Origin of the sequence: Pantoea sp. PNT03, assembly GCF_014852515.1 — a bacterium.
GTDB lineage: Bacteria > Pseudomonadota > Gammaproteobacteria > Enterobacterales > Enterobacteriaceae > Pantoea > Pantoea leporis.
Genome location: NZ_JACVBT010000001.1, coordinates 630394 through 652819, shown reverse-complemented (window position 1 = coordinate 652819; position 22426 = coordinate 630394). Strand labels below are relative to the sequence as shown.

Annotated in this window: 28 protein-coding genes and 1 tRNA gene; 19 read left to right on the top strand and 10 right to left on the bottom strand. The window is 53.5% G+C overall.

Annotated elements, in window-relative coordinates; all coding sequences use genetic code 11:
- The first annotated feature begins 5 nt into the window (after positions 1-5).
- From fliJ to IB226_RS03040, 11 genes are all read left to right on the top strand, one after another.
- The gene (gene fliJ / locus IB226_RS03090; protein WP_064739112.1) at positions 6-449 is read left to right on the top strand and encodes a flagellar export protein FliJ; all 444 of its coding nucleotides are present in this window, start codon (positions 6-8) and stop codon (positions 447-449) included.
- Complete coding sequence (locus tag IB226_RS03085) at positions 446-1708, top strand: flagellar hook-length control protein FliK (protein WP_192233525.1); 1263 nt, start codon at positions 446-448, stop codon at positions 1706-1708. The genes fliJ and IB226_RS03085 overlap by 4 nt, the downstream gene beginning before the upstream one ends.
- A 129-nt stretch (positions 1709-1837) precedes the next feature.
- Entirely contained in the window at positions 1838-2323 is a 486-nt protein-coding gene (fliL, locus tag IB226_RS03080) for a flagellar basal body-associated protein FliL (protein WP_101763951.1), read from the top strand.
- A 4-nt stretch (positions 2324-2327) separates the two neighbouring features.
- Positions 2328-3335, top strand: coding sequence for a flagellar motor switch protein FliM (gene fliM, locus IB226_RS03075; protein ID WP_064739115.1), 1008 nt, complete (start codon positions 2328-2330; stop codon positions 3333-3335).
- Positions 3328-3738 (top strand): flagellar motor switch protein FliN, encoded by a 411-nt coding sequence (gene fliN, locus IB226_RS03070; protein ID WP_110866421.1) that lies wholly within the window; start codon positions 3328-3330, stop codon positions 3736-3738. Before fliM ends, fliN begins: the two co-directional genes overlap by 8 nt.
- A gap of 2 nt (positions 3739-3740) precedes the next feature.
- Positions 3741-4136, top strand: coding sequence for a flagellar biosynthetic protein FliO (fliO, locus tag IB226_RS03065; protein ID WP_101763950.1), 396 nt, complete (start codon positions 3741-3743; stop codon positions 4134-4136).
- On the top strand, positions 4136-4867 hold the full coding sequence (gene fliP, locus IB226_RS03060; protein WP_097097688.1) for a flagellar type III secretion system pore protein FliP: 732 nt from the start codon (positions 4136-4138) through the stop codon (positions 4865-4867). Before fliO ends, fliP begins: the two co-directional genes overlap by 1 nt.
- Positions 4868-4907: 40 nt before the next feature.
- The gene (fliQ, locus tag IB226_RS03055; protein ID WP_008105408.1) at positions 4908-5177 is read left to right on the top strand and encodes a flagellar biosynthesis protein FliQ; all 270 of its coding nucleotides are present in this window, start codon (positions 4908-4910) and stop codon (positions 5175-5177) included.
- The gene (fliR, locus tag IB226_RS03050; protein ID WP_101763949.1) at positions 5177-5965 is read left to right on the top strand and encodes a flagellar biosynthetic protein FliR; all 789 of its coding nucleotides are present in this window, start codon (positions 5177-5179) and stop codon (positions 5963-5965) included. Before fliQ ends, fliR begins: the two co-directional genes overlap by 1 nt.
- 629 nt (positions 5966-6594) lie before the next feature.
- Positions 6595-7230, top strand: a complete 636-nt coding sequence (rcsA, locus tag IB226_RS03045) for a transcriptional regulator RcsA (protein WP_008105413.1) — start codon at positions 6595-6597, stop codon at positions 7228-7230.
- Positions 7231-7372: 142 nt separating this feature from the next.
- Positions 7373-9076: a methyl-accepting chemotaxis protein gene (locus IB226_RS03040; protein WP_110866422.1), complete on the top strand. Its 1704-nt coding sequence runs from the start codon at positions 7373-7375 to the stop codon at positions 9074-9076.
- A 124-nt stretch (positions 9077-9200) separates the two neighbouring features.
- On the opposite strand, the gene dsrB is transcribed toward IB226_RS03040, so the two are convergent.
- On the bottom strand, positions 9201-9395 hold the full coding sequence (gene dsrB / locus IB226_RS03035; RefSeq protein ID WP_101763947.1) for a protein DsrB: 195 nt from the start codon (positions 9393-9395) through the stop codon (positions 9201-9203).
- Between the two features lie 68 nt (positions 9396-9463).
- Positions 9464-9622, bottom strand: a complete 159-nt coding sequence (locus IB226_RS03030; protein WP_007891469.1) for a YqaE/Pmp3 family membrane protein — start codon at positions 9620-9622, stop codon at positions 9464-9466.
- A 313-nt stretch (positions 9623-9935) separates the two neighbouring features.
- On the opposite strand from IB226_RS03030, the gene yodD reads away from it, so the two are divergent.
- From yodD to IB226_RS03015, 3 genes are all read left to right on the top strand, one after another.
- Positions 9936-10169, top strand: coding sequence for a YodD family peroxide/acid resistance protein (gene yodD / locus IB226_RS03025; protein WP_192233523.1), 234 nt, complete (start codon positions 9936-9938; stop codon positions 10167-10169).
- A gap of 358 nt (positions 10170-10527) precedes the next feature.
- Entirely contained in the window at positions 10528-11325 is a 798-nt protein-coding gene (locus tag IB226_RS03020) for a mannosyl-3-phosphoglycerate phosphatase-related protein (protein ID WP_110868371.1), read from the top strand.
- 26 nt (positions 11326-11351) lie between these two features.
- Positions 11352-12572 (top strand): glycosyl transferase, encoded by a 1221-nt coding sequence (locus tag IB226_RS03015; protein ID WP_101763945.1) that lies wholly within the window; start codon positions 11352-11354, stop codon positions 12570-12572.
- A gap of 48 nt (positions 12573-12620) precedes the next feature.
- Here IB226_RS03015 and IB226_RS03010 read toward each other — a convergent pair whose 3' ends face one another.
- The 5 genes from IB226_RS03010 to IB226_RS02995 all read right to left on the bottom strand — a co-directional run bounded on the left by IB226_RS03010 (position 12621) and on the right by IB226_RS02995 (position 14898).
- Complete coding sequence (locus IB226_RS03010; RefSeq protein ID WP_101763944.1) at positions 12621-12800, bottom strand: YodC family protein; 180 nt, start codon at positions 12798-12800, stop codon at positions 12621-12623.
- A 182-nt stretch (positions 12801-12982) separates the two neighbouring features.
- Positions 12983-13117 carry a hypothetical protein gene (locus tag IB226_RS23320; protein ID WP_255253243.1) on the bottom strand — a complete coding sequence of 45 codons (135 nt, stop codon included), beginning with the start codon at positions 13115-13117 and terminating at the stop codon, positions 12983-12985.
- 44 nt (positions 13118-13161) lie between these two features.
- Positions 13162-14064 (bottom strand): DUF808 domain-containing protein, encoded by a 903-nt coding sequence (locus IB226_RS03005; protein ID WP_101763943.1) that lies wholly within the window; start codon positions 14062-14064, stop codon positions 13162-13164.
- A gap of 14 nt (positions 14065-14078) precedes the next feature.
- Positions 14079-14351, bottom strand: coding sequence for a hypothetical protein (locus tag IB226_RS03000; protein WP_008105433.1), 273 nt, complete (start codon positions 14349-14351; stop codon positions 14079-14081).
- A 70-nt stretch (positions 14352-14421) separates the two neighbouring features.
- Entirely contained in the window at positions 14422-14898 is a 477-nt protein-coding gene (locus tag IB226_RS02995) for a very short patch repair endonuclease (RefSeq protein WP_101763942.1), read from the bottom strand.
- 128 nt (positions 14899-15026) lie between these two features.
- Here IB226_RS02995 and dcm point away from each other — a divergent pair, with 128 nt between their 5' ends.
- Positions 15027-16418 carry a DNA (cytosine-5-)-methyltransferase gene (gene dcm, locus IB226_RS02990; RefSeq protein ID WP_192233521.1) on the top strand — a complete coding sequence of 464 codons (1392 nt, stop codon included), beginning with the start codon at positions 15027-15029 and terminating at the stop codon, positions 16416-16418.
- Positions 16419-16542: 124 nt separating this feature from the next.
- On the top strand, positions 16543-18135 hold the full coding sequence (locus tag IB226_RS02985) for a methyl-accepting chemotaxis protein (protein ID WP_192233519.1): 1593 nt from the start codon (positions 16543-16545) through the stop codon (positions 18133-18135).
- A gap of 41 nt (positions 18136-18176) precedes the next feature.
- Here IB226_RS02985 and IB226_RS02980 read toward each other — a convergent pair whose 3' ends face one another.
- Together IB226_RS02980 and IB226_RS02975 are read right to left on the bottom strand one after the other, a co-directional pair.
- Positions 18177-18425, bottom strand: a complete 249-nt coding sequence (locus tag IB226_RS02980) for a hypothetical protein (RefSeq protein WP_008105442.1) — start codon at positions 18423-18425, stop codon at positions 18177-18179.
- A 76-nt stretch (positions 18426-18501) separates the two neighbouring features.
- Complete coding sequence (locus tag IB226_RS02975) at positions 18502-19200, bottom strand: phosphohydrolase (RefSeq protein ID WP_192233517.1); 699 nt, start codon at positions 19198-19200, stop codon at positions 18502-18504.
- Positions 19201-19770: 570 nt separating this feature from the next.
- Here IB226_RS02975 and IB226_RS02970 point away from each other — a divergent pair.
- The 3 genes from IB226_RS02970 to IB226_RS02960 all read left to right on the top strand — a co-directional run bounded on the left by IB226_RS02970 (position 19771) and on the right by IB226_RS02960 (position 21677).
- Entirely contained in the window at positions 19771-20445 is a 675-nt protein-coding gene (locus IB226_RS02970; RefSeq protein ID WP_101763938.1) for a hypothetical protein, read from the top strand.
- Between the two features lie 276 nt (positions 20446-20721).
- Positions 20722-21498 carry a DgsA anti-repressor MtfA gene (mtfA, locus tag IB226_RS02965; RefSeq protein ID WP_101762794.1) on the top strand — a complete coding sequence of 259 codons (777 nt, stop codon included), beginning with the start codon at positions 20722-20724 and terminating at the stop codon, positions 21496-21498.
- 103 nt (positions 21499-21601) lie between these two features.
- A tRNA-Asn gene (locus tag IB226_RS02960) sits at positions 21602-21677 on the top strand.
- A gap of 44 nt (positions 21678-21721) precedes the next feature.
- On the opposite strand, the gene ybiX is transcribed toward IB226_RS02960, so the two are convergent.
- Positions 21722-22399 carry a PKHD-type hydroxylase YbiX gene (gene ybiX / locus IB226_RS02955; protein ID WP_192233515.1) on the bottom strand — a complete coding sequence of 226 codons (678 nt, stop codon included), beginning with the start codon at positions 22397-22399 and terminating at the stop codon, positions 21722-21724.
- Positions 22400-22426 lie beyond the last annotated feature (27 nt).

Here is a 22426-nt window from a genome sequence, read left to right as displayed (position 1 = left end):
AAGTGATGAAAACGGCCAGTGCGATCAACAAGCTGCGCGATATGGCGGAGCAGGAACTGGAGAGTGCGGTGATTCACCTTGGCGATATGCGCCGGGGTGTGCAGCAGGCCGACGAACAACTCAGCATGCTGCTGGATTATCAGGATGAGTATCGCAACAAGCTCAATCAGGATATGTCCGGCGGCATCGCCAGCACGCGCTGGACCAATTATCACCAGTTTATTCAGACGCTGGAAAAAGCCATCGAACAGCATCGCCAACAGCTTTCCCAGTGGAATCAGCGCCTCGACAGCGCGCTGAGCAACTGGCGTGAAAAGCATAAGCGGCTCAATGCTTATCAAACGCTGATTACGCGCGCTGAGGAAAACGCATTACGACAAGAAAACCGTCTCGATCAGAAACGGATGGATGAATTTGCCCAACGGGCCGCATTGAGGAAAGGCGAATGATTACGCTGCCAACAGTTGCTACGCAAACCTCGGTTTTGGGAGACGCTGACACTTCAGTTTCATCAGATGTTTTGCAGGGCGCGGAGTCGCTGCCGCAGGGATTTATTACTGAACTCGGCAACCGCTTGCTGACGCTGGTAAAGCAACAAGCTGTTAACACGCAATCGACTGATCTGACAGCAGAAGTTGATGAAAAAGACGTCAGTAAGGCTTCGCTAAGCGCTTTATTACAGGCGCTGGAGAAACCCGATGCGTTAAACGCACTTTTACAGCCGGAAAACACTAAAGCCACGCTGAAATCAGCCGATGATAAAGACAAGAGTGAGGCAAGTTCGTTAACTGCCAGCGACTTACAGAATGTGCAGGCGTTATTCGCCATGTTGCCGGTGGCGGTAGAGAACCGCACCAGCCCAACCAGCGTAAGTAGCAGCGCAGGCGAAGGGAAAACCGACACTCGCGCTTCGCTTAATGCCGCACTGTTAAGGGGTTCGCTGGACGGTGCAGTAAAAGAAGAGCACGCGCAGCCGGATGGCGCACAGAAGAAATCCAGCGATGCTGTAACGCTCTTAACGCAAACGGCCAGCAGCACGCAGAGCAGCAGCGTCAGCACCACCGCCAGTAACAGCAGCGGGTTGACGCTGGATGAGAGTTTTAAGCAGGTGCTGAATGCGCTGAGTAAGCCGGAAGCGCGCGCCGCCGCGCAGAGCAGTGATGACCCGGTGACGCCATTCACCAGCGCACCGCTCAGCGCCACCAGCTCGTTGGTAAGCAGCACCGCTTCGACCAGCACCACGCCGTCGACGCCCATGCTGAATGCGCAGCTCGGCAGCAGCGAGTGGCAGCAGGCGCTGAGTCAGCAAATTGTGATGTTTAGCCGCAACGGGCAGCAGAACGCCGAGTTGCGTCTACATCCGCAGGATCTGGGCGCTATCCAGATCAGCCTGACCCTTGATAAGGATCAGGCACAGTTAAATATGGTTTCCAGCCACAGCCAAGTGAGGGCCGCGCTGGAAGCGGCTCTTCCTCAGCTGCGTAGCGCGCTGGCGGAGAGCGGAATAAACCTGGGACAGAGTAACGTCAGCAGCGACGCCTTCGCACAGGGCCAGAGTTATCAGGGCCAGCAGGAAGGACGTCGTGATGGACAGCACGGCAGCTTTAGCCTCTCCCAGGACAGTGACAACGAGATAACGCCTATTGCCGTCCCGGCAGCCCTTCAAGCGCGCGCGGCCGGTAACGGCGCTGTCGATATCTTTGCCTGATAGCCGCTAAACGCTGAAGGTAAGCGTAAAACCCGCGTCTTTTCTTCCCATTGTTTGACTTAAGACGCGGGATAATCTGTCCAGGTCAGCCGAGAGGCTTACCCATAATTCACAGGAAGTAACTGCAAGATGTCTGATAACGCGAAAGCTAAAGGCCGCAAACGTTCACTACTACTACCGGTGTTACTGATTGTAACGCTGGCCGCTTGCAGCGTGGCAGGCTATGCAGTCTGGCGAATGATGAATAAACACGAAGGCAGCCAACCGGACGCGGCGAAAGTCGAGCCACCGGCTGCTCCCGTATTTTTTGCAATGGATACGTTTACAGTAAACCTGGTCAATCCTGACAACGATCCCGACCGTGTGCTGTACGTGGGTTTCACCCTGCGTCTGCCCGATGAGGATACCCGTCGTCGATTGAACGATTACCTGCCGGAAGTGCGCAGCCGTCTGCTGTTACTGCTTTCGCGTCAAAGCGCGACGGCTCTGGCAACAGAGCAAGGCAAACAGGCCCTGGTTGAGCAGATCAAACAGGTGCTGGCGCCGCCGCTGGTAAAAGGTCAACCGGCTCAGGTTGTCAATGACGTGCTGTTTACCGCCTTCATTTTGAGGTGATTTAATGGGCGATAGCATTCTCTCCCAGGCTGAGATTGACGCGCTGCTTAATGGCGACAGTGACAGTGCGGAAGTAGAGAACAGTTCCAAAGGGACCGATGGCGATATCCGTCCCTATGATCCCAATACTCAGCGCCGCGTCGTACGTGAGCGTCTGCAGGCGCTGGAGATCATCAACGAGCGCTTTGCCCGTCATTTCCGTATGGCGCTGTTTAACCTGCTGCGCCGTAGCCCCGATATTAGTGTGGGTGCGATCAAGATTCAGCCGTACCACGAGTTCGCCCGCAACCTGCCGGTGCCAACCAACCTGAACCTGATTCACCTGAAGCCGCTGCGCGGCACGGCGCTGGTGGTGTTTTCACCGAGCCTGGTTTTTATTGCTGTCGATAACCTGTTTGGCGGCGACGGTCGTTTCCCGACCAAAGTTGAAGGACGTGAATTTACCCATACCGAACAGCGCGTGATTCGCCGCATGTTGAAATTGGCGCTGGATGGCTACAGCGACGCATGGAAAGCGATTTATCCGCTGGAAGTGGAGTATGTACGTTCCGAGATGCAGGTGAAGTTCACCAACATCACCACTTCACCGAATGACATCGTGGTGAACACGCCGTTCCAGGTGGAGATTGGAAACCTGGTCGGTGAATTCAATATCTGTATTCCGTTTTCGATGATTGAGCCGCTGCGCGAGCTGCTGGTCAATCCCCCACTGGAAAACTCACGCCGGGAAGATAATCACTGGCGCGACAATCTGGTGAAACAGGTGCAGCACTCGGAGCTGGAGCTGATTGCCCATTTCGCCGAAACATCGCTGCGCCTGTCACGTATTTTGCAGCTGAAACCCGGTGACGTCCTGCCCATTGAGAAGCCGGACCGCATCATCGCTCACGTCGATAGCGTGCCGGTGCTGACCAGCCAATACGGCACCATCAATGGCCAGTACGCGCTGCGTGTAGAACATTTGATTAACCCGATTTTGAATTCGCTGAACGAGGAACAGCCCGATGAGTGACAGCATGAAACCGTCCGACGACGACATCTCCGCGGACGATCTGTGGGCTGCAGCTATGAACGAACAAACCACCACCAGCGCGCCAGATCCAACTGAAAATGTGTTCAAATCGCTGGAAAATCCTGGCATCAGCGGCTCGCTGCAGGATATCGATCTGATCATGGATATCCCGGTCAAGCTGACCGTGGAACTGGGTCGCACCAAGATGACCATCAAAGAGCTGCTGCGCTTGACGCAGGGTTCGGTGGTGGCGCTGGATGGCCTGGCCGGAGAACCGCTGGATATTCTGATCAACGGTTATCTGATCGCGCAGGGTGAAGTGGTGGTGGTGAATGACAAATATGGCGTGCGCATCACCGACATTATTACCCCGTCTGAACGTATGCGTCGTCTGAGCCGTTAAGCATGTTAAAACACACGCAAGCCGAACAACCGGTACCCAGCCAGCCGGTGGTCTCAACCGGTTCGGTGATTGGCCAGGTCAGCAGTGTGCTGGCAGTGATTGTTCTGCTGATTCTCGGCTGCGGCTGGCTGGCCAAACGCCTTGGCTTTGCACCGAAAACGGTGACCGGCCAGGCGCTGAAAGTCAGCGCGACGGTGCAGGTTGGCCAGCGTGAGCGTGTGGTCATTGTCGATACCGCCGATGCGCGTCTGGTGTTGGGCGTGACCGCCCAGCAGATCACCCATCTGCATTCGTTACCGCCGCTGCCGCCGGAAGAACGGGCAAATCACAGCGCTGCGCCACAGGATTTTCGTCAGCTGTTCCAGAACCTGGTTAAACGTCCCGGAAAACCACAATGATGCGTCGATTACTTCCTCTCTTGCCGCTGCTGTTGCTGGCACCGGTTGCGCATGCGCAGCTGCCAGGCTTAATCAGCCAGCCGCTGGCGAACGGTGGCCAGAGCTGGTCGCTGCCGGTGCAGACGCTGGTGTTCATCACCTCGCTGACCTTTATTCCGGCGGTGCTGCTGATGATGACCAGCTTCACGCGCATCATTATTGTGTTTGGTTTGCTGCGTAACGCCCTCGGCACGCCGTCGGCGCCGCCAAACCAGGTGCTGCTCGGCCTGGCGCTGTTTCTGACCTTCTTTATCATGGCGCCGACCTTCGACAAGATTTACTCCGACGCCTATGTGCCGTTCAGCCAGGACAAAATCAGTATGGCGGACGCGATTGACAAAGGTGCTCAGCCGCTGCGTGAATTTATGCTGCGTCAAACGCGCGAAGCCGATTTAGCGCTGTTTGCCCGTCTGGCTAACACCGCACCAATTCAGGGTCCGGAAGCGGTTCCGATGCGTATTCTGCTGCCGGCGTATGTCACCAGTGAACTGAAAACCGCCTTCCAGATTGGTTTCACCGTGTTCATTCCGTTCCTGATCATCGATCTGGTGGTCGCCAGCGTACTGATGGCACTGGGGATGATGATGGTGCCGCCGGCGACCATTTCCCTGCCGTTCAAGCTGATGCTGTTCGTGCTGGTGGATGGCTGGCAGCTGCTGGTGGGTTCACTGGCGCAAAGTTTCTACTCTTGAGTGGCGTTCGCCCTCACCTTTCTTTCTCGAGGAGTGCAGCATGACACCTGAATCAGTGATGGTTATGGGCCAGGAAGCAATGCGTGTCGCCCTGCTGATGGCCGCGCCGATGTTGCTGGTGGCGTTGATCAGCGGGTTGATCATCAGCGTGCTGCAAGCCGCGACCCAGATTAACGAACAAACGCTCTCCTTTATCCCCAAGATTCTGGCCGTTGCCGCTACGGCGGTAATCGCAGGTCCGTGGATGCTTAATCTGATGCTGGATTACATTCGCACGCTGTTTAGCAATCTGCCGTACATTATTGGCTAATGATTAACCTCGACAGCAGCCAGCTGATCCATTGGGTCGCACAATTCTTCTGGCCGATGGTGCGTTTGCTGGCGCTGTTTGCCAGCGCGCCGGTGCTGAGCGAAAAATCGATTCCCAAACGCGTCAAGATTGGCCTCGCGGTATTGACCACCTGGATCATCCTGCCGGTGCTACCGCCGGTGGAGGCGACCCTGTTTACACCCGCGGGATTTTGGTTGCTACTGCAACAGCTGCTAATTGGCGTGAGCATCGGCCTGACCATGCAGTTCGCCTTTGCGGCGGTGCGCATGGCGGGGGAAGTGATTGGTTTGCAGATGGGATTGTCCTTCGCCACCTTCTTCGATCCGGGCAGCCGCCTGAACATGCCGGTGCTGGCTCGTTTTCTCGATATGCTGGCCATGCTGCTGTTTCTTACCTTCAACGGACATCTGTGGCTGATTTCACTGCTGGTGGACAGTTTTCATACGTTGCCAATCAGCGATCAGCCGCTCAACGCCAATGCTTTTATGGCGTTGGTGAAATCCGCGGGATTAATTTTCCTTAATGGCATGATGTTAGCGCTGCCCTTAATAGTTCTGCTCCTCACGCTAAACATGGCACTAGGTTTGTTAAACCGTGTTTCACCACAACTCTCTATTTTCGCGGTTGGCTTCCCGATTACCTTAACGGTGGGCATCCTCAGCGTAGGGTTGATGATGCCGCTGCTTGCTCCCTTCTGCGAACATCTGTTTAGCGAAGTCTTTGATTTACTCGCCCAGTTTGTGTCAGAACTTTCCCGCGCCCGTTGATTAACTATTCTGTAGACGCCCTTAAGTAATAGTTAAGCATTCAAAATCTGTTAGTGCATTTTCTGAACCATATTTCTCAGAAATCAACTGAGGAAATTCTGATAAGTGCGCATTTTTGGTGAAAATTATTCTTATTAAACCGCGCTTCGCGTATTTTAGTCAGACGATTCCTAAGGGGTTAAACCTGCTGAATCGGTTGATTAAATGCTCAAAGGGCTGTTTTTAAACAAAAAAAATTTCACAGCGATTTTTCTTGTCTAAATCCCTTTTTTCCGGCATTGTCAACGCTCGCTGAAGCGTCATACTTTCGCCACACAAATGTTTTTAAGATTTGTCCTATCAGATTTGTCTGTGATCTGCGCGATAGTGACAGGGCTCTCAAAACAGAGCGAATAAAACACTTAATGCAAATCCTTAGCCATTCCCACTATGGCTGAGATGAGAGTGACGTGGATGTACTATAAAAAAAACTTCGCAGCACGGTTCAGGGAAGAGTCATGATGGCGCATGGACAACTATCGCCAATCTGCTGAGCAGAATAAAAAAGTGTCTTTGGAAATTTCTCTCGTACCGCAAACGCGTATTCATCGTTGATTTAAACGGATAACAAATTGGTGAGGGTCGCTATAATGCCAACGATTATTATGGATTCATGTAATTACACACGCCTGGGTTTGTCTGACTATATGTCTGCGAAAGGAGTTAAAAAGAAAAATATTACTCCTGTCTCGGATATCGACCAATTGCAACAAAGATGTGAGCAAATTAAGCCGGGCGTTGTGTTTATCAACGAAGAGTGCTTTATTCACGAATCTGATTCCAGCGATCGTATTCGTGCTATTATCATGCAGCATCCTGATACCTTATTCTTTATTTTCATGGCGATCTCGAATATCCATTTTGAGGAATACCTCTACGTTCGTAAGAACCTGATTATTACATCAAAATCGATAAAAACTTCGACGTTGGATTCCTTATTAGGCACCTATTTGCAAAAGAAACTCAACGCTTCGCCGCGTATTTCTGCCGGGCTCGACGTGCATCCACTGACATTAAGTCAGACTGAATCAAATATGCTGAAAATGTGGATGTCAGGTCATGACACCATTCAGATATCTGAGAACATGCAAATTAAAGCCAAAACCGTATCGTCACATAAAGGTAATATTAAACGTAAAATTAAAACCCATAATAAGCAGGTTATTTATCATGTCGTCCGTTTGACTGATAATGTCACCTCAGGGATTTATGTTAACGTGCGATAATTACCTACAGTGAATAAAAGGGCTGATCATCTGATTGGCCCTTTTCACGTTTTGAGAGTTTGATCCCACTTTCCTGCCTAATCCTTTCCCCCTGCCTGCCGATGCTTATTCTCATAACACCTACCTACATGAGAGCAAGGATATGAAAACAGCATCGATTGATGAGCAATATAAGCTCAGCATCTGGCAGAACCTGCGCCTGATGCCTTTGTTCAGTATGATCTTTGGTGGCATTCTGCTGCTTTTTGCCCTGTGCATTGGACTCGCCAGCTACTTTTTGATTCAGAGTAATAATTCCCTAAACGATGCCACCGAAGAAATTCAAATTCGTATGGGCATCTCTAACAGTTCTAACCATCTGCGTACTGCGCGACTCAACGTGCTGCAATCCGGTGCCGCCGCACGTATTGGTGAAATGGATGGTTATCGTGCCGATTTAGCGCGCACCGAGACGCGTATTAAACAAGCGCGCGAAGGTTTTAAACTCTATATGGATCGCAAGGCGAAAACGCCGGCGGATATTGCCCTCGATGAACCGCTGACCGCCAGCTTCAATGCCTATATTGATAAAGGTCTCAAGCCGATGATTGAATCGGCTAAACAGGGCAGCTTCGAAGGCATTGTGGCGCAGGAAACTGACGTCACGCGCAAACTGGATGATGCCTACAACGCCGTGCTGCTGAAGGCGATTAAAATCCGTACTGACCGCGCTGAAGCGATTAATGCCGAAGCCGCGCATCAATCACGCATTGGCTTTATTGCTATGGCGGTGGCGTTTGCTGCCGCCTTGCTGCTGGTGCTGCTGACCTTCGTGTTCCTGCGTCGCGTGGTGATCACCCCGCTACGTCAGTCCGTTGATCGCATCGAGCGTATCGCGCAAGGCGATCTCACCGCGCCGGAACAAGCCTATGGCCGCAGCGAGATTGGTAGCTTGCTGCATAACCTGCAGCTGATGCAGGCCTCGCTGGTGCGCACCGTCGGTACGGTGCGAGAAGGCGCGGTAGCGATTTATCAGGGTTCCAGCGAGATTTCCGCCGGTAACACCGATCTCTCATCACGTACTGAAGAGCAGGCCTCCGCGCTGGAGCAAACCGCCGCCAGCATGGAGCAGCTCACCGCCACGGTGAAACAGAACGCCGAGAACGCCCATCACGCCAGCCAGCTGGCCGCCGATGCCTCAGGCAAAGCGCGCAGCGGTGGCGATCTGGTGAGCGGCGTGGTGCAAACCATGAACAATATTTCTGGCAGCTCGAAAAAGATTGCCGAGATCACCAACGTCATCAACAGTATCGCCTTCCAGACCAATATTCTGGCGCTGAATGCCGCGGTGGAAGCGGCGCGTGCCGGTGAGCAAGGCCGTGGTTTTGCCGTGGTGGCCAGCGAAGTGCGTAACCTGGCGCAACGCAGTGCGCAGGCGGCGAAAGAGATTGAAACGCTGATTGCTGAATCGGTGGGTTTGATCACCAACGGTTCACGCCAGGTCGGCGAAGCCGGTAATACCATGGGCGAGATTGTTGAAGCGGTGCGGCGCGTGACGGACATTATGGCTGAGATTGCCGCCGCGTCGGATGAGCAGAGCCGTGGCATCCAGCAGGTGAGCCTGGCGGTGACCGAGATGGATAACGTGACGCAGCAGAACGCCTCGCTGGTTGAGGAAGCCTCTTCGGCAGCGGCTTCGCTGGAAGATCAGGCCGGCAGATTGACGCAGGCGGTGGCGGTGTTCCGTTTGAATGAAGCGCCGGTGGCGCACGTGGCTAAAGCGGCGCAGTCTGCGTTGCGTACGCCAAATCTGGCGCCACATCCTGCATTGGCGACGTCAGGGAATGATAACTGGGAGACATTTTGATTTGAGGTAGTGCGCGAAGTCCCTCACCCCGGCCCTCTCCCACACGTGGGTGAAGGAGTGGATGTTGCGGCGATCTTTCCCCTCTCCCGCTTGCGGGAGAGGGTTAAGGTGAGGGGAAAATTAATCAAGCCTCTTCATACGGCTCCACAAAAACCCCTTCAGCATGATCGCTTTCATTAAAGAACCAAATCCCCAGCGGGTAATCTTCTAACGCCACCAGATACATGATGCCTTCATTGAATGCTTCCACTGCCAGCACCGTACCCACACGGCGCGGGCCGCCGTCGGTTTTAACCGTAACGCGATCGTTCACCTTCATTGATTACTCTCCACAAATTGTCCTGCGACACAGTTTAACGGAAGATAATCAACACTGCCTGATCGCGATCAGCGTCGGGCGATAACCCACACCGCATGCACGATGCCTGGAATGTAGCCGCACAACGTCAGCAGAATATTGAGCCAGAAAGCCCCACCAAAACCGACTTGCAAGAATACGCCCAGTGGCGGAACCAAAATGGCGATGACAATACGTAAAAAGTCCATATTCACTCCCTGATATCACTTAACAATCAATCGCTAAGCATAGTCGCTGTTACGCACTGTGCACTTAAAGGCAGGTAAAACTCTGTCAAGATGCGCTTTTTCGCTTTCTTAACGTTTCGCAGAGAGACTTTTGACGCAGCCTGCTCGTACACTTCTCGGTACTGCACCAACCCCAAAGGCGCAGTCAACCTAAAAGTAACAAGGATTTTTGCCCGCGCAGCGCGGGCTTTTTTTTGCCTGCCATTTGCCCTCCGCGCCCTCTTTTCACCAACGACTATACTGGTGTAGATCCGATCGCCTCCGGGAGGCCGCCATGACCACTGCAAAAGAGTACAGCGAGACAGTTAAGCGCGAAGTGAATGTCGATGTTGATGCGTTGCTGGAAGTGATTCAGAAGAGAACGTCGGGCGAGGTAAAAGAGTTTATGGAAGCCGAAGACGCGCATCGCGTTAAGGTAAATGGCGCAGCCTATGACTCTTACTCCGAGCTAGCGGAAGCCTTCGAACTCGACATTCGCGACTTCGCCAGCAGCGAAGTGAACCGCTGAAATCGATTTCAAAAAAATACCCGGCGGGATGGCCGGGTAAAGTAAATCAGTAAGTTCGTTACACCAGGGAATTCTTAACACCCTGTCAGATTACGCCTTAGTCTGATTAAGACAAGATTCATCCCTGCATGTAAATCGAACAATTTTGTATGAGCATTCATGTGAATCGTCCTACGCGCCGCGTCACTGCTGCTTTCAGCTGTGCACGAAATGTGCATCGCGCCTTCCGTCACGTTTGCCATTTAAGAATTATCCTGGATGTCGCTGGCCGGGTCGCGGGAAAAAGTGTGATCGCGATTCCGCTATTATACTGATTACTCTTCGCTTTACGGATGCCACTGGCGTAAGGAGTGTGATGATGCTGAGTCTTAACTCTTCCCTGATGATCATTACCGATCTTGATGGCTCATTGCTGGATCATCATGACTATAACTGGGATGCAGCCAGTGAATGGCTGGCGCGTCTGAAACAACATCAGATCCCGCTGGTGATTTGTTCCAGCAAAACGGCGGCCGAGATTATTCCACTACAAAAGAAGTTAGGCATTGTCGGTGCCCCTTTTATTGCTGAAAACGGTGCGCGCGTGGTATTGGGCGGTGAACATACACCGCCGATCGAAACCAGCGCCAGCTATCATGCGCTGTGCCAGACGCTGCAGGCGTTGCAGGCACGATTTCGCTTCAACGGCTTTCATGAATTTAGTGATGCCGAAGTCGCACGTTTTACCGGTTTAACCCTTGCCGAAGCCAGCCAAAGCCGCCTGCGCGAAGCGTCGGAAGTGGTGTTGTGGCGCGATGACGAACAGCGTTTACCGGAATTCCGCGCGGCGCTGGCAGAACACAATCTGGCGTTAACCCAGGGCGGGCGTTTCTGGCATGTGATGCCCGCCGGCACCGGCAAAGGTATCGCGCTGGCGGACATTCAGCAGCATCTCGCCGCGCAGGAAGGAGAAGCGCGCACCACAATCGGCTTGGGCGATGGTCCTAACGATGTGCCGATGCTGGAGCGCGTTGATTATGCCGTGGTGATAAAAGGCTTCAGTAAAACGCCGGTGGAGTTGCAACGCACCGATACTGAGAACGTTTACCACACCGCGCACGTCGGTCCGCAGGGCTGGCGTGAAGGTCTGGACTATTTTCTTGCGCCGAATGAGTAACGGCCTTTAACCAAAAGGATGAGACGATGAGTGATTTTTACCAGAATGGTGTCATTACTAATTTCCATAATCTCACCCACCGCAGCGTCGAATCGCTGGAAAAAGAGATGGTGCGCTTCTCACGCAAACGCAAAATGGGGCTGATATTGCCGTCGCTGTTCTCGGAACTGGAAGGCCCGGCGCTGGATAATATCGTTAACGAACTGGCGAAGGTACCTTACCTGGAGGAGATTGTGATTGGCCTCGACCGCGCCGATCGCGACCAGTTTCTGTTTGCGCGTGAGTTCTTCTCCCGCCTGCCGCAGCGCCATCGCATTTTATGGAATGACGGGCCGCGCCTGAAAGCGCTGGATGCCGAACTGGATAAAGAGGGTTTATCGCCGAGCCAACCCGGCAAAGGGCGCAATGTGTGGTTCTGTACTGGCTACACGCTGGCTTCCGACCGCACTCAGTGCGTGGCGCTGCACGACTGCGATATCGTCACCTATGAACGCGGCATGCTGGCGCGTTTGCTCTATCCGCTGGCCAATCCGTCGTTTCAGTATGAGTTCTGCAAAGGTTTCTACGCGCGCGTCGCCGACGGCAAGCTGAATGGCCGCGTCGGGCGTTTGCTGGTCGGTCCGCTGCTGCGCTCCTTGCAGAAGGTCTACGGTCACTCGGAATATCTCGATTACCTCACCAGCTTCCGCTATCCGCTCTCTGGCGAGTTTGCCATGCGCACGCATGTGCTCAACGGCATCAAGATTCCTGGCGATTGGGGATTAGAGATTGGCGTGCTGTCGGAGATTTATCGTAACTACACCACGCGTCAGACCTGCCAGGTTGAGATCGCCGATAACTACGACCACAAGCATCAGCCGCTGGCCGAAGATGATGGTACCGGCGGATTGAAACGCATGAGCAATGACATCGTGCAGTCGCTGCTGCGTAAGCTGGCCACCATGGGCGTGCCGCTCACCAGCGATTCGTTCCGGGTGTTGAAAGCCACTTACTACCGTAATGCGCTGGACATGATGGAGATCTACAACCACGAAGCCACCATGAACGGCCTCAAGTTTGATCAGCACATTGAGGAAGCGGCGGTAGAAATGTTCACTCAGGCGATTCTCGATGCCGGACAAGCCTTTATTGAGCGTCCGAATGAGAAACCCTTTATTCCCAGCTGGAGTCGCGTGCAATCTGCTTTTCCGGATATTCTGCAGCGCATTTATCAGGCGGTGGAAGAGGATAACGACGGCAAGGTGTAATGCAGGGTTGAACCACATTCGGGACGACGGGCATCGTCCCGAATGTGTTTAACTGGCCAGCTGTTGCGCGCTCGATACGTGACTGAGTTCATCACTGCGAAACGCCTCACGTCGCACGCTGTAACCATCATACCAACGACACTCTACCATTCCGCTGGCATAGCCGGTGACCACCATGGTGGGTCCGCCCTGTTTGTGCTGAACTTCGTCACTGATTGCAAAGATCATACCGCACCTCCCTCTTTCATCGTTAAATGACCGAATTTAGGTATAGCAGCTGTGACCGATTTTTTCCTATACGATTAATCTATTACTGCTACTAAATCAGAATAAGCAGTTAAAAACTCTGTAAATAAAAAAAGCCGACAAAATTTATTGTCGGCTTTGATAGCACGTCCTGGACAGGAAAATTAGATTTTGCAGCCTTCGCAATCCGCTTCGTCGCTGATATCCGCAGGCACTTCGTTGGCTTTTTCTGCCGCTTTGGCTTCAGCCTGTTCCAGCTGTGCATCGATATCAAATTCAAACATATCGTCGTTCATCATCGTTCTCCTGACCGTGATTAAAAATTTACAGCGCTTTATAACTGCTAGCCGCGCAGCTTAGCAATCAGATTTACGCCCAACAGCACGATCGACCCAATGATAAAGCCGATCACCAGATTGGCGCCGTTGCTCAGCAGTGCCGAGACCAAACCGTTGAATCCGGCGCTGTATTCCGTAATGGCGTGATGCAGCGGCGTGATGCCGTGCACCACAATGCCGCCACCAACCAAAAACATCGCCAGCGTGCCGACTAACGTTAAGGCTTTCATCAACCAGGGGGCAAAGGCCAGCAATACGCCGCCAATGGCCTGCGCGACCGTGGAAGATTTCTCTTTTAACCAAAAGCCCAAATCGTCAATTTTAACAATCATCGCCACGATGCCGTACACGCCAATGGTCACCAGAATGGCGACACCGGCGAGAATCAGCACCTGATTCAGCAGCGGCGCCTCTGAGACGATGCCCAGCGTGATGGCGACAATCTCCGCCGAGAGGATAAAGTCAGTGCGCACTGCGCCTTTTACTTTGTCCTTTTCAAACGCCCGCGGATCCTGCTGCGCCAGTTTGTCGAGACGCTGCTGACGCGCCTCCGGACTCTGCTCGGCCTTATCGTGATTGAGGCTATGCAGCACTTTCTCCACGCCTTCGTAGCAGAGATAGGCACCGCCAATCATCAGCAGCGGCGTAATCAACCAGGGCGCAAACGCCGAGATCAATAACGCCAGCGGCACCAGAATGAATTTATTAAGAAAGGAGCCTTTTGCAACGCTCCATACAACGGGCAATTCACGGTTGGCTTTGACACCGCTAACCTGCTGCGCATTCAGCGACAGATCGTCACCCAATACGCCTGCGGTCTTCTTTGCCGCAACTTTGCCCATGACCGAGATATCGTCGAGCAGTGTTGCAATATCATCCAGAAGGGTGAGTAAACTGGTTCCTGCCAAAGTGGTATTCCTTATTATTCCGGTTCGTGATCCTGACAACAGGGGCAACGCTCAATCGCCGTTACTGACATATCGGCGATGCCCGCACAGTCCCATTCGACGCGTAACGGCCCCGTCAGATCCCCGGCGTGCAAATACTTGCTCACTGGACTTTCCGTCATGCCGCTGATCTCTTCGGTGGCTACCAGCCGGTCGCCAAGATAAATGCGCGCCGTGGCTTGGGTTGTCACCATCCGCTCATCGCGGAGTTGATACAGGCGCTTAACGGTAAGTTTGATGCTGCTCATGGCTCAATTCCGCGTCCCAGAGAAAAGGGAGATCTAAACTGTTATAGCGGCTAAAAGCAACAATCTCGCACTATTCAACGCGATAGTGATGCAAGCCCTGATGGTCGATTTCGCTGCTGTCGGTTGCGGCCAGCAGCCACTCTTCTAAACGTTCAATCAGCGCGCTGTCCTGCAGCTGCAGTTTGCCGCGCAGCGCGCACTCCCAAACAATCAGTACTTTCCAACCTCCTTCGCGCAGTTGTTCGACGTAACGCCGGTCGCGCTCAACGTTACTGTTAATTTTGCCACTCCAAAATTCGGTGCGCGTGGCCGGCATTTTGAATAAGTAGCAGTGATGTCGATGCCAGAAGCAGCCATGAACAAAGATAATCGCTTTCTCAGCGGGCAGGACAAAATCCGGGCGGCCCGGTAGCGCTTTATCCTGTACGCGATAGGTGAAGCCGCGATCTTTGAGAATCAACGCAATACGCTGTTCAATCGCGGTATCCTGATTGCGAATCGCGCGCATGTTTTTGCTGCGAATGGCTTGCGAGTGAACGTCTGCCATGGCGTCTCCTTGTATTAGCGCTTCTACAACTTTAGCGGTTTAAGCCAAAAGCGAAAGCACACCGCACGCCAATTTCCTCGTTGCGTGATGAGTGTTAGCATAGCCGCTTCACTGTTAAGGAAAAACGCATGCTCGCTATCGACCCCGTCTCGCCCTCCCCGTTAACCGCCGATCAGGATGACGCGACGTCGCTGTTACTGCAGGTGCTCGATATCTATGCCGCACGCGATGTGGTTATCACCTTAACTGAAGCCGGTGGCCGCGACTGGAGCGTGCCGCGTTTGAATCGCATCCGCGCCGGTAAAAGTGCCGCGCCGGCGCTCTCCAGCCGCGAAGTGGCCAGCCTGCAGGCCTTGCTGCCGCAGCGTCCGGCGCACTATGACGACGCCAAATTCCAGTTTGTCGATCTGTTTGCCGGTATCGGCGGCATTCGTCGTGGCTTCGAGCAGATTGGCGGTCAATGCGTGTTCACCAGCGAATGGAATAAAGAAGCGGTGCGCACCTATAAAGCCAATCTGTATAGCGATCCACAGTTGCATCACTTCAACAGTGATATTCGTCTGGTAACGCAGCCCGCGGGCATCAGCGATGAGCAGGCAATTTATCAGCATATCGATCGCACCATTCCCGATCATCAGGTGCTGCTGGCCGGTTTTCCTTGTCAGCCCTTCTCGCTGGCGGGCGTGAGCAAGAAGAATGCGTTGGGTCGCGCGCACGGTTTTGAGTGCGAAGCGCAAGGCACGCTATTCTTCGATGTGGCGCGCATTTTGGCCGCCAAGAAGCCGCCGTTCTTCGTGCTGGAGAACGTGAAAAACCTTAAGAGCCACGATAAAGGCCGCACCTTCGCCATCATTATGGCCACGCTGGATGAACTCGGTTATGACGTGGCCGATGCCAATGACGGCGGTTTGCCGGATGCGAAAATTATCGATGCGCGCCATTTCCTGCCGCAGCATCGTGAGCGTATCGTGCTGGTGGGCATTCGCCGTGATAGCGGGCTCAGCAACGGCTTTTCGTTGCGCGCCCTGCCCGCGCTCTATCCGCAAAAGGTGCCGTCGTTACACAGCCTGCTGGAATCCGAGCCGGAAGCAAAATACACGCTATCGCCCACGCTGTGGAACTATCTGTATCAATACGCGAAAAAGCATAAAGCCAAAGGTAACGGCTTCGGCTTTGGCCTTAACGATCCGCGTAATCTGAACATTTGCGTGCGTACTTTATCGGCGCGCTACTACAAAGATGGTTCGGAAATCCTCATCGATCGCGGCTGGGATCACGCGCAAGGCGAAGCAGATTTCCAGCAGGCGGAGAATATGGCGCGCCGTCCGCGTCGTTTAACCCCGCGAGAATGTGCCCGCCTGATGGGTTTTGAAGCGCCGGGCGAGGCCAAACTGCGCATTCCGGTTTCCGATACGCAGGCCTACAAGCAGTTCGGCAACTCGGTAGTGGTGCCGGTATTTGCTGCGGTGGCACAACTGTTATTGCCGCTGATTGAACAGCACGCCGCGCAAAAGGCGTAGCGATTCAGGACCACAATTTTATTTAGGGCCGCGCTTTATGCTGTTTTCCGCCTAATCGCGCCCGCTGTCACCAAACTGTCACGCGTGCTGCCAATACTCCTGTTTTATTTTTTGGAGGCGTGTGATGTCACTTCTGTCTGTTATCACTCTGCCGTTGCGGTTACGCGCGCGGTTCTCCCCGCGTATTCCGCTGTGGCTCACCAGTTTACGTAGCCAGTTTTTGCTGTTCATTGCGCTGTTCTGCTTGCTGCAGTTTGCCGGCGTGCTGCTACTGAATACCCACGTTAACCAGACGCAAACCTCGTTGCAGCAGGCGAATCAACTGCGCGAACGTCTGGCCCTGCTGGATAAAGCGCGCATCGAACTGCTCACCGCCAGTGATAACAGCCATCGCGCCGGTATTTATCTGATGCAGGATCAACAAAGTGGCTCGGTGGATAGCTGGAAAAGTCTGGCGGCGGCAGCCGATGACTCGTTGAAACAGGCGCAACAACAGTTCGCCGCCTACCACGCCCATGCGGATAGCCCGCTGGCGCAAGGTTTTACCATGCTAGCGGCAGGATTGCAGGAGCAGCTGAAAGGATTAGCGGCCAACGACATCAACGCCTTTTTTATGGTGCCGATGCAGGCATTTCAGCAGCAGTTTAATGATGCCTGGTTCAGTGAAATCGAGCAGGCCAATCAGCAGCTCAGCAGCGTGAATCAAAACACCCTCAGCACCTTGAAGCAGAGCCGCAATCTGTCGCTGATGGTCAGCGCGATACTGATGGCGCTGTTAGTGCTGGCGTCCAGCCTGCTGATGCGCGGCGTATTGTTGCCGCTGCGTCGCGCGAATGCGCAGCTGGAACAGATCGCCACCGGTGATCTGGTCGATGCGCAAAACCTTCCGCGTCGTCAGTCGCTGGAAACGCGCCAGCTGTTCCAGTCAATCGAGACCATGCGGCGCGGCTTGCAGCAGATTGTGCGCGACATCAACACGGTGGCGGTCAGCGTGGCCGCCGGCGCAGAAGATATGCAGCAGTACAATGAGAAAGTGATGCAGCAACACCAGCAGCAAAATGCCAGCTTCCATCATCTGTCGCAGCGCTTAGATCGCGTTTCTGAAGAGGTGGAGATTGGTGCCCAGTTCTCGCAGCAGGCGACGCAGGAAGCGCAATCTGCCGATGCGTTGATGCGTAACTGCGCACTGGAAGTCGATAAGATGGAAACCCAGATGCAGCAAATTGTCACCGCGTCGGATGATATCGCCGGGATTGTTGGCATGCTGGATGACTTGTCGATGCAGACGCGTTTGTTATCGCTGAATGCCGCAATTGAGTCGGCACATGCCGGCGCTTACGGACGCAGCTTCTCTGTCGTCGCCAAAGAGATGGGTTTGCTCTCGCAGCAAAGCGGTGCCTCGACGCGCCAGATTGACGGATTGATTCAGCATACGCAGCAACATGTGCATGCTGGCTTCGATAAGGTGAAAGCGCTGGAGGTGCTGTTCGCGCAGATCGGCAGCGCGGTGTCTGGCGTGGTGACGCAGTTGAACGAGCTACAGCACAACAGTGCTGCGCAGAGTCATCGGGTGAAAAAGATTGCGCTGGAAGTGGTGGAGATGAGCGGACAGCTGCAGCAGAACGAAGCGCTTAACGCCCATCAGGTGCAATCGGCAGTGCAATTGCGCGCCTTATCGGACCGCCTAACGCAGCGCGCGCAGCAGTTCCGTATTTAATCTGCAGGCATAAAAAAACCCGTCAGTGACGGGTTTTCTGCTTATTTCTTCTTCTTACTTTTCTTCAGCAGTGCACGAATCTGCTTCAGTTCCGCAGCGGAGAGCTGATCTTCCACCGCTTCCTGAGTATCCAGACTATCAATGGCCGGTTGCGCACCCGCATCTAAACTGGCCTGCAGGCGATTAACGATCTCCTGACTCATGGAGATTTGGTTATCGGCGGCTAACTGTTTGATGTGCTCTTTCAGTGCCGGGTCAATTTTGATGGTTAAGTTAACTGTCTCGGTCATTTTCATACTCCCTTTTGATTTACAACAACGTAGCGGAAGCAGATGAAACTTAACAGACTGTCATAAAAATTTAATATTACGAGTGTATAGGGCTGAAATCTCTTAACACCGACTCATCGATGGAGGTCAAATTGCCCTGCAGCTCGGCGCAAAGTTTGCCCATGTAGTGGACGAGAAAATCGGCGTTATGTTCCGCCAGCAGGCGTCCAGCTTCGGTTTGCATGGTTTGCGGTAAACCCAATAGCTTTTTCTGGAAGTGATCCAAGGTCCACTTCACATCATCCAGTTCGCGATCCTTTCCTAACGGATCTTCGCTATCAAACAGCGGACGACCTAACGCGCCCGCCGTATAGAAAACGCGCGCCAGGCCGATAGCACCTAATGATTCGAGACGATCGGCATCCTGCACGATTTTCGCTTCCAGCGTTTGCGGCGCGATACGCGCACTAAAGCTATGAGCCTGCACCGCGTGCGCAACGGCATCCAGCCGTTCGAACGGGAAGTCGGGGAAATCTTGCTGCAGTATGCGGCGCGTCTCTTCCGCGGCATAAGTTGACGCTAAATGACGTTCGGGATGGTTTTTCGGCAGGTTGACCACATCGTGAAAATAGCAGGCGGTCATCACGACCATAGGATCGGCGTCACTGTGCTGCATGATGCGCTTAGCACTCATCCAGACGCGGCGTAGGTGCGCGATATCGTGGGCTTTGTCGTCGTGCAGCCAGTTGAGCTGCAGCCAATTCTCGTAGCGTTGTTGCCATTGAGTAAGTGACATCGTGCTTCTCCTGTTATTGCTGTTATCTACGTTCCTGCGGACATCATAGCGGCCTGGTCATGACACTTTTTTTACATCCGTCCAGGCGGTGCCAGGCGTAAAAATGAGATCCCGATCTTGTTATAACGCTGTTAACGCCGCTTGCACAGCAGCCATTGCGATTTCGGTATTTCCTTAGTGCGTTTTAGTTAAATAACTCTGTTCAATAGGTTTAATATATTCGCGTCATCAACAAATTTCGCTTTAGGGATAAATTCCAGATGTCTATGCTAATAAATGGGGCTTCTTAGAGGCAGATCAACACGGCATAATCTGAAAAGGTTCCCATAATGGCCTTTATAACGTACTGTATCTGGAAAATTTATGGCTTCTGATCCCTTGCAAAGTCCTTTTCAGCACACATTTTGCTTATGAACCATTTTTTACATCTAAAATTGCCAGAATAGCCTGATACTAAGTCGACAAATTATTAAGCAAACTGATTCAAACCCATTATGCTAGCTCTCGCATCTACGGATGTTAGGGGATTCTTCGCAGTTTCCGGGTTTGTGACACATTAAGAGGTATGCAATGAAAGAACGGCCGATTCTTTTTTCCGAACAGCGGGTACGCGCCCTGCTGGTTGGCCAGCAAACGCAGACCCGGCGCATTATGAAAACTCAAGCCTTTGGTCCGGGTCAGGATCATCATGAGGGCGTACACGCATTTGATGTCAGTGCCAATCATCTGCACGGCTATAAATTGATGTCGATGACCGATGTCAGTTCGCACTGCCCATTTGGTCAGGCGGGCGATGGTTTGTGGGTACGTGAAACCTGGCGCGGCCCGATCGTGCCGGAGGCGATGCTGGCGGATTACGAACGCGATCCTCTGCCGTTCCGCAATGCGGCTTACTGCCAATATCGCGCTGACAGCAATGAATTGGGACAGCTGGATGAGAATATGCAGAATGCCGAGCAGTTTGGCTGGCAAACCGCGATTCATATGCCGCGCTGGGCCAGCCGCATCGACCTGCAAATCACCTCGGTGCGAGCCGAGAAGATTCAGGACATTAGTGAAGATGACATCATGGCGGAAGGCGTGCAGACCGATTCGCACTTCCTGAATAACTTTTTCACCATGAATATGAATTCCGAATCGCCAAAAGAAGCGTACCGCAAAGCGTGGCAGAAACAGTACGGCGCCACCAGCTGGGAAGTGAACCCGTGGGTTTGGGTGATCGCGTTCCAGCGGGTTGAACGATAAGACGTCCCCTCCCCCTAACCCTCTTCCGCGGGCGGGCGAGGGAACCGTTTTTAGCGATGTAGAAGTTTGGGGAGCACGTGAAGATTTGCACAGCAAGCTCCCTCTCCCGCCTGCGGGAGAGGGTTGGGGTGAGGGCAAACTTACTTTCCTGCTTTGCCACGCCAATCACAGACAAATCCCCCATTAACTGGTTGAATCTCCGGCTTTGATTCCGCGCTGGTAATTTCCCCTTTGCCGCGCCAGGATACTGTTTTCGTCTGAAGAGTGAGTGACGCAATGTTCAAATGGCCGTGGCATGCGCAAATAGAGACTTCAGTACTGGCGCTGCCCTGGCAACAGGCGCTGGCGCAGCCGATCTTTTCACTGCTCGATCCTGATGAAAAAACCGCGCTGGTTACGCTGGCGCAACGCTTCCTGCAGCAGAAAAAAATCTCGCCTCTGCAAGGCCTGCAACTCGATGAACTGTTACTGACGCGTCTGGCGCTGCTGTTCTGTTTGCCAGTGTTGAAGCTCGGTCTCGAATGGCTCGATGGCTTTCATGAAGTGCTGATCTATCCTGAACCTTTCAATGTCGACGATCGCTGGGAAGATGATAACGGCCTGGTGCATCACGCGCCGGCGGTGCACGCTGGACAAAGCTGGACGCAAGGTCCGGTGGTGCTGAATGCGCTGGATATTCAGGATTCGCTCGATCTCTCCGGTTTTAACCTGGTGATCCACGAAGTGGCGCATAAACTCGATGCGCGCGGCAGCGGCTATACCAGCGGCATTCCGGTGATGGCGCTGCGCGATGTCGCCAGTTGGGAGAAAGACCTGCTGCAGGCAATGGCGGAGATTGAAGCGGAAGTTGAATTAGTCGGTGAACAGGCGGCGACCATCGATCCTTACGCCGCCAGCGATGCGGCTGAATGTTTTGCGGTGCTGTCGGAGTATTTCTTCAGCGCACCGGATTTACTGGCTAACCGTTTCCCGGCGATGTATCGCCATCTGCAGCAGTTCTATCGTCAGGATCCCCTGGCGCGACTGGCGATGCTAACAGCAGAACCTGCTTAAATCGCGATCGCTTTGTACTAATGCTAGCCAGTTGAATACAAATGTGTTTTAAGCTGTTGACACCTGCAAGGGGCGCCATTAATATTCGCCTCGTTCACACGATTCCTCTGTAGTTCAGTCGGTAGAACGGCGGACTGTTAATCCGTATGTCACTGGTTCGAGTCCAGTCAGAGGAGCCATATTTAGAGAAGCCCGCTTAGGAAACTAAGCGGGCTTTTTGCTTTTACACTTCCGTCCAGCCGCGCAGCAGGTTGTGATACATGTTCAGCAGCGACAACAGCTCTGCGCTATCACCGTGACGCGCTTTGAGGCTTTGAATATTGCGATCCAGCTCGAACAGCATGGCACGCTGTTTATCGTCGCGCACCATCGACTGAATCCACAGGAATGAAGCGACGCGCGCACCCTGGGTAACCGGCGTGACGCAATGCAGGCTGCTCGACGGATACAGCACCAGATGGCCCGCTGGCAGTTTCACCTTGTGCTGACCATACGTGTCTTCAATCACCAACTCACCACCTTGGTAGCTTTCAGGTTCGCTGAGGAACAGCGTGGCGGAGAGATCGGTTCGCATCCAGCCCGCCGCGCCGTTATGGCGTACCGCGCCATCGACATGAAAACCGTAGGTTTCGCCCTGCTCATAACGGTTAAACAGCGGTGTGGAAATCGATCGTGGTAATGCAGCGGAAAAGAACAGCGGGTTGTTGTTCAGCGCCTGCATCACTGCAGTTTGCAGGCGATCGTACAGTGGCGTGCGGGTATCGATCTGCTGATTGTTTTTCACCGTCGCGCCCTGGCTGCCGACCGTCGCCCTTCCGTCGATCCATGCGGCCTGTTGCAGCAGCGTGCTAAAACTCGCTACCTCTTCCGGCGTCAGTACAGCAGGAATGTGATACATCATCGCGTTGTTCTCTCAAAAATTGTGGGG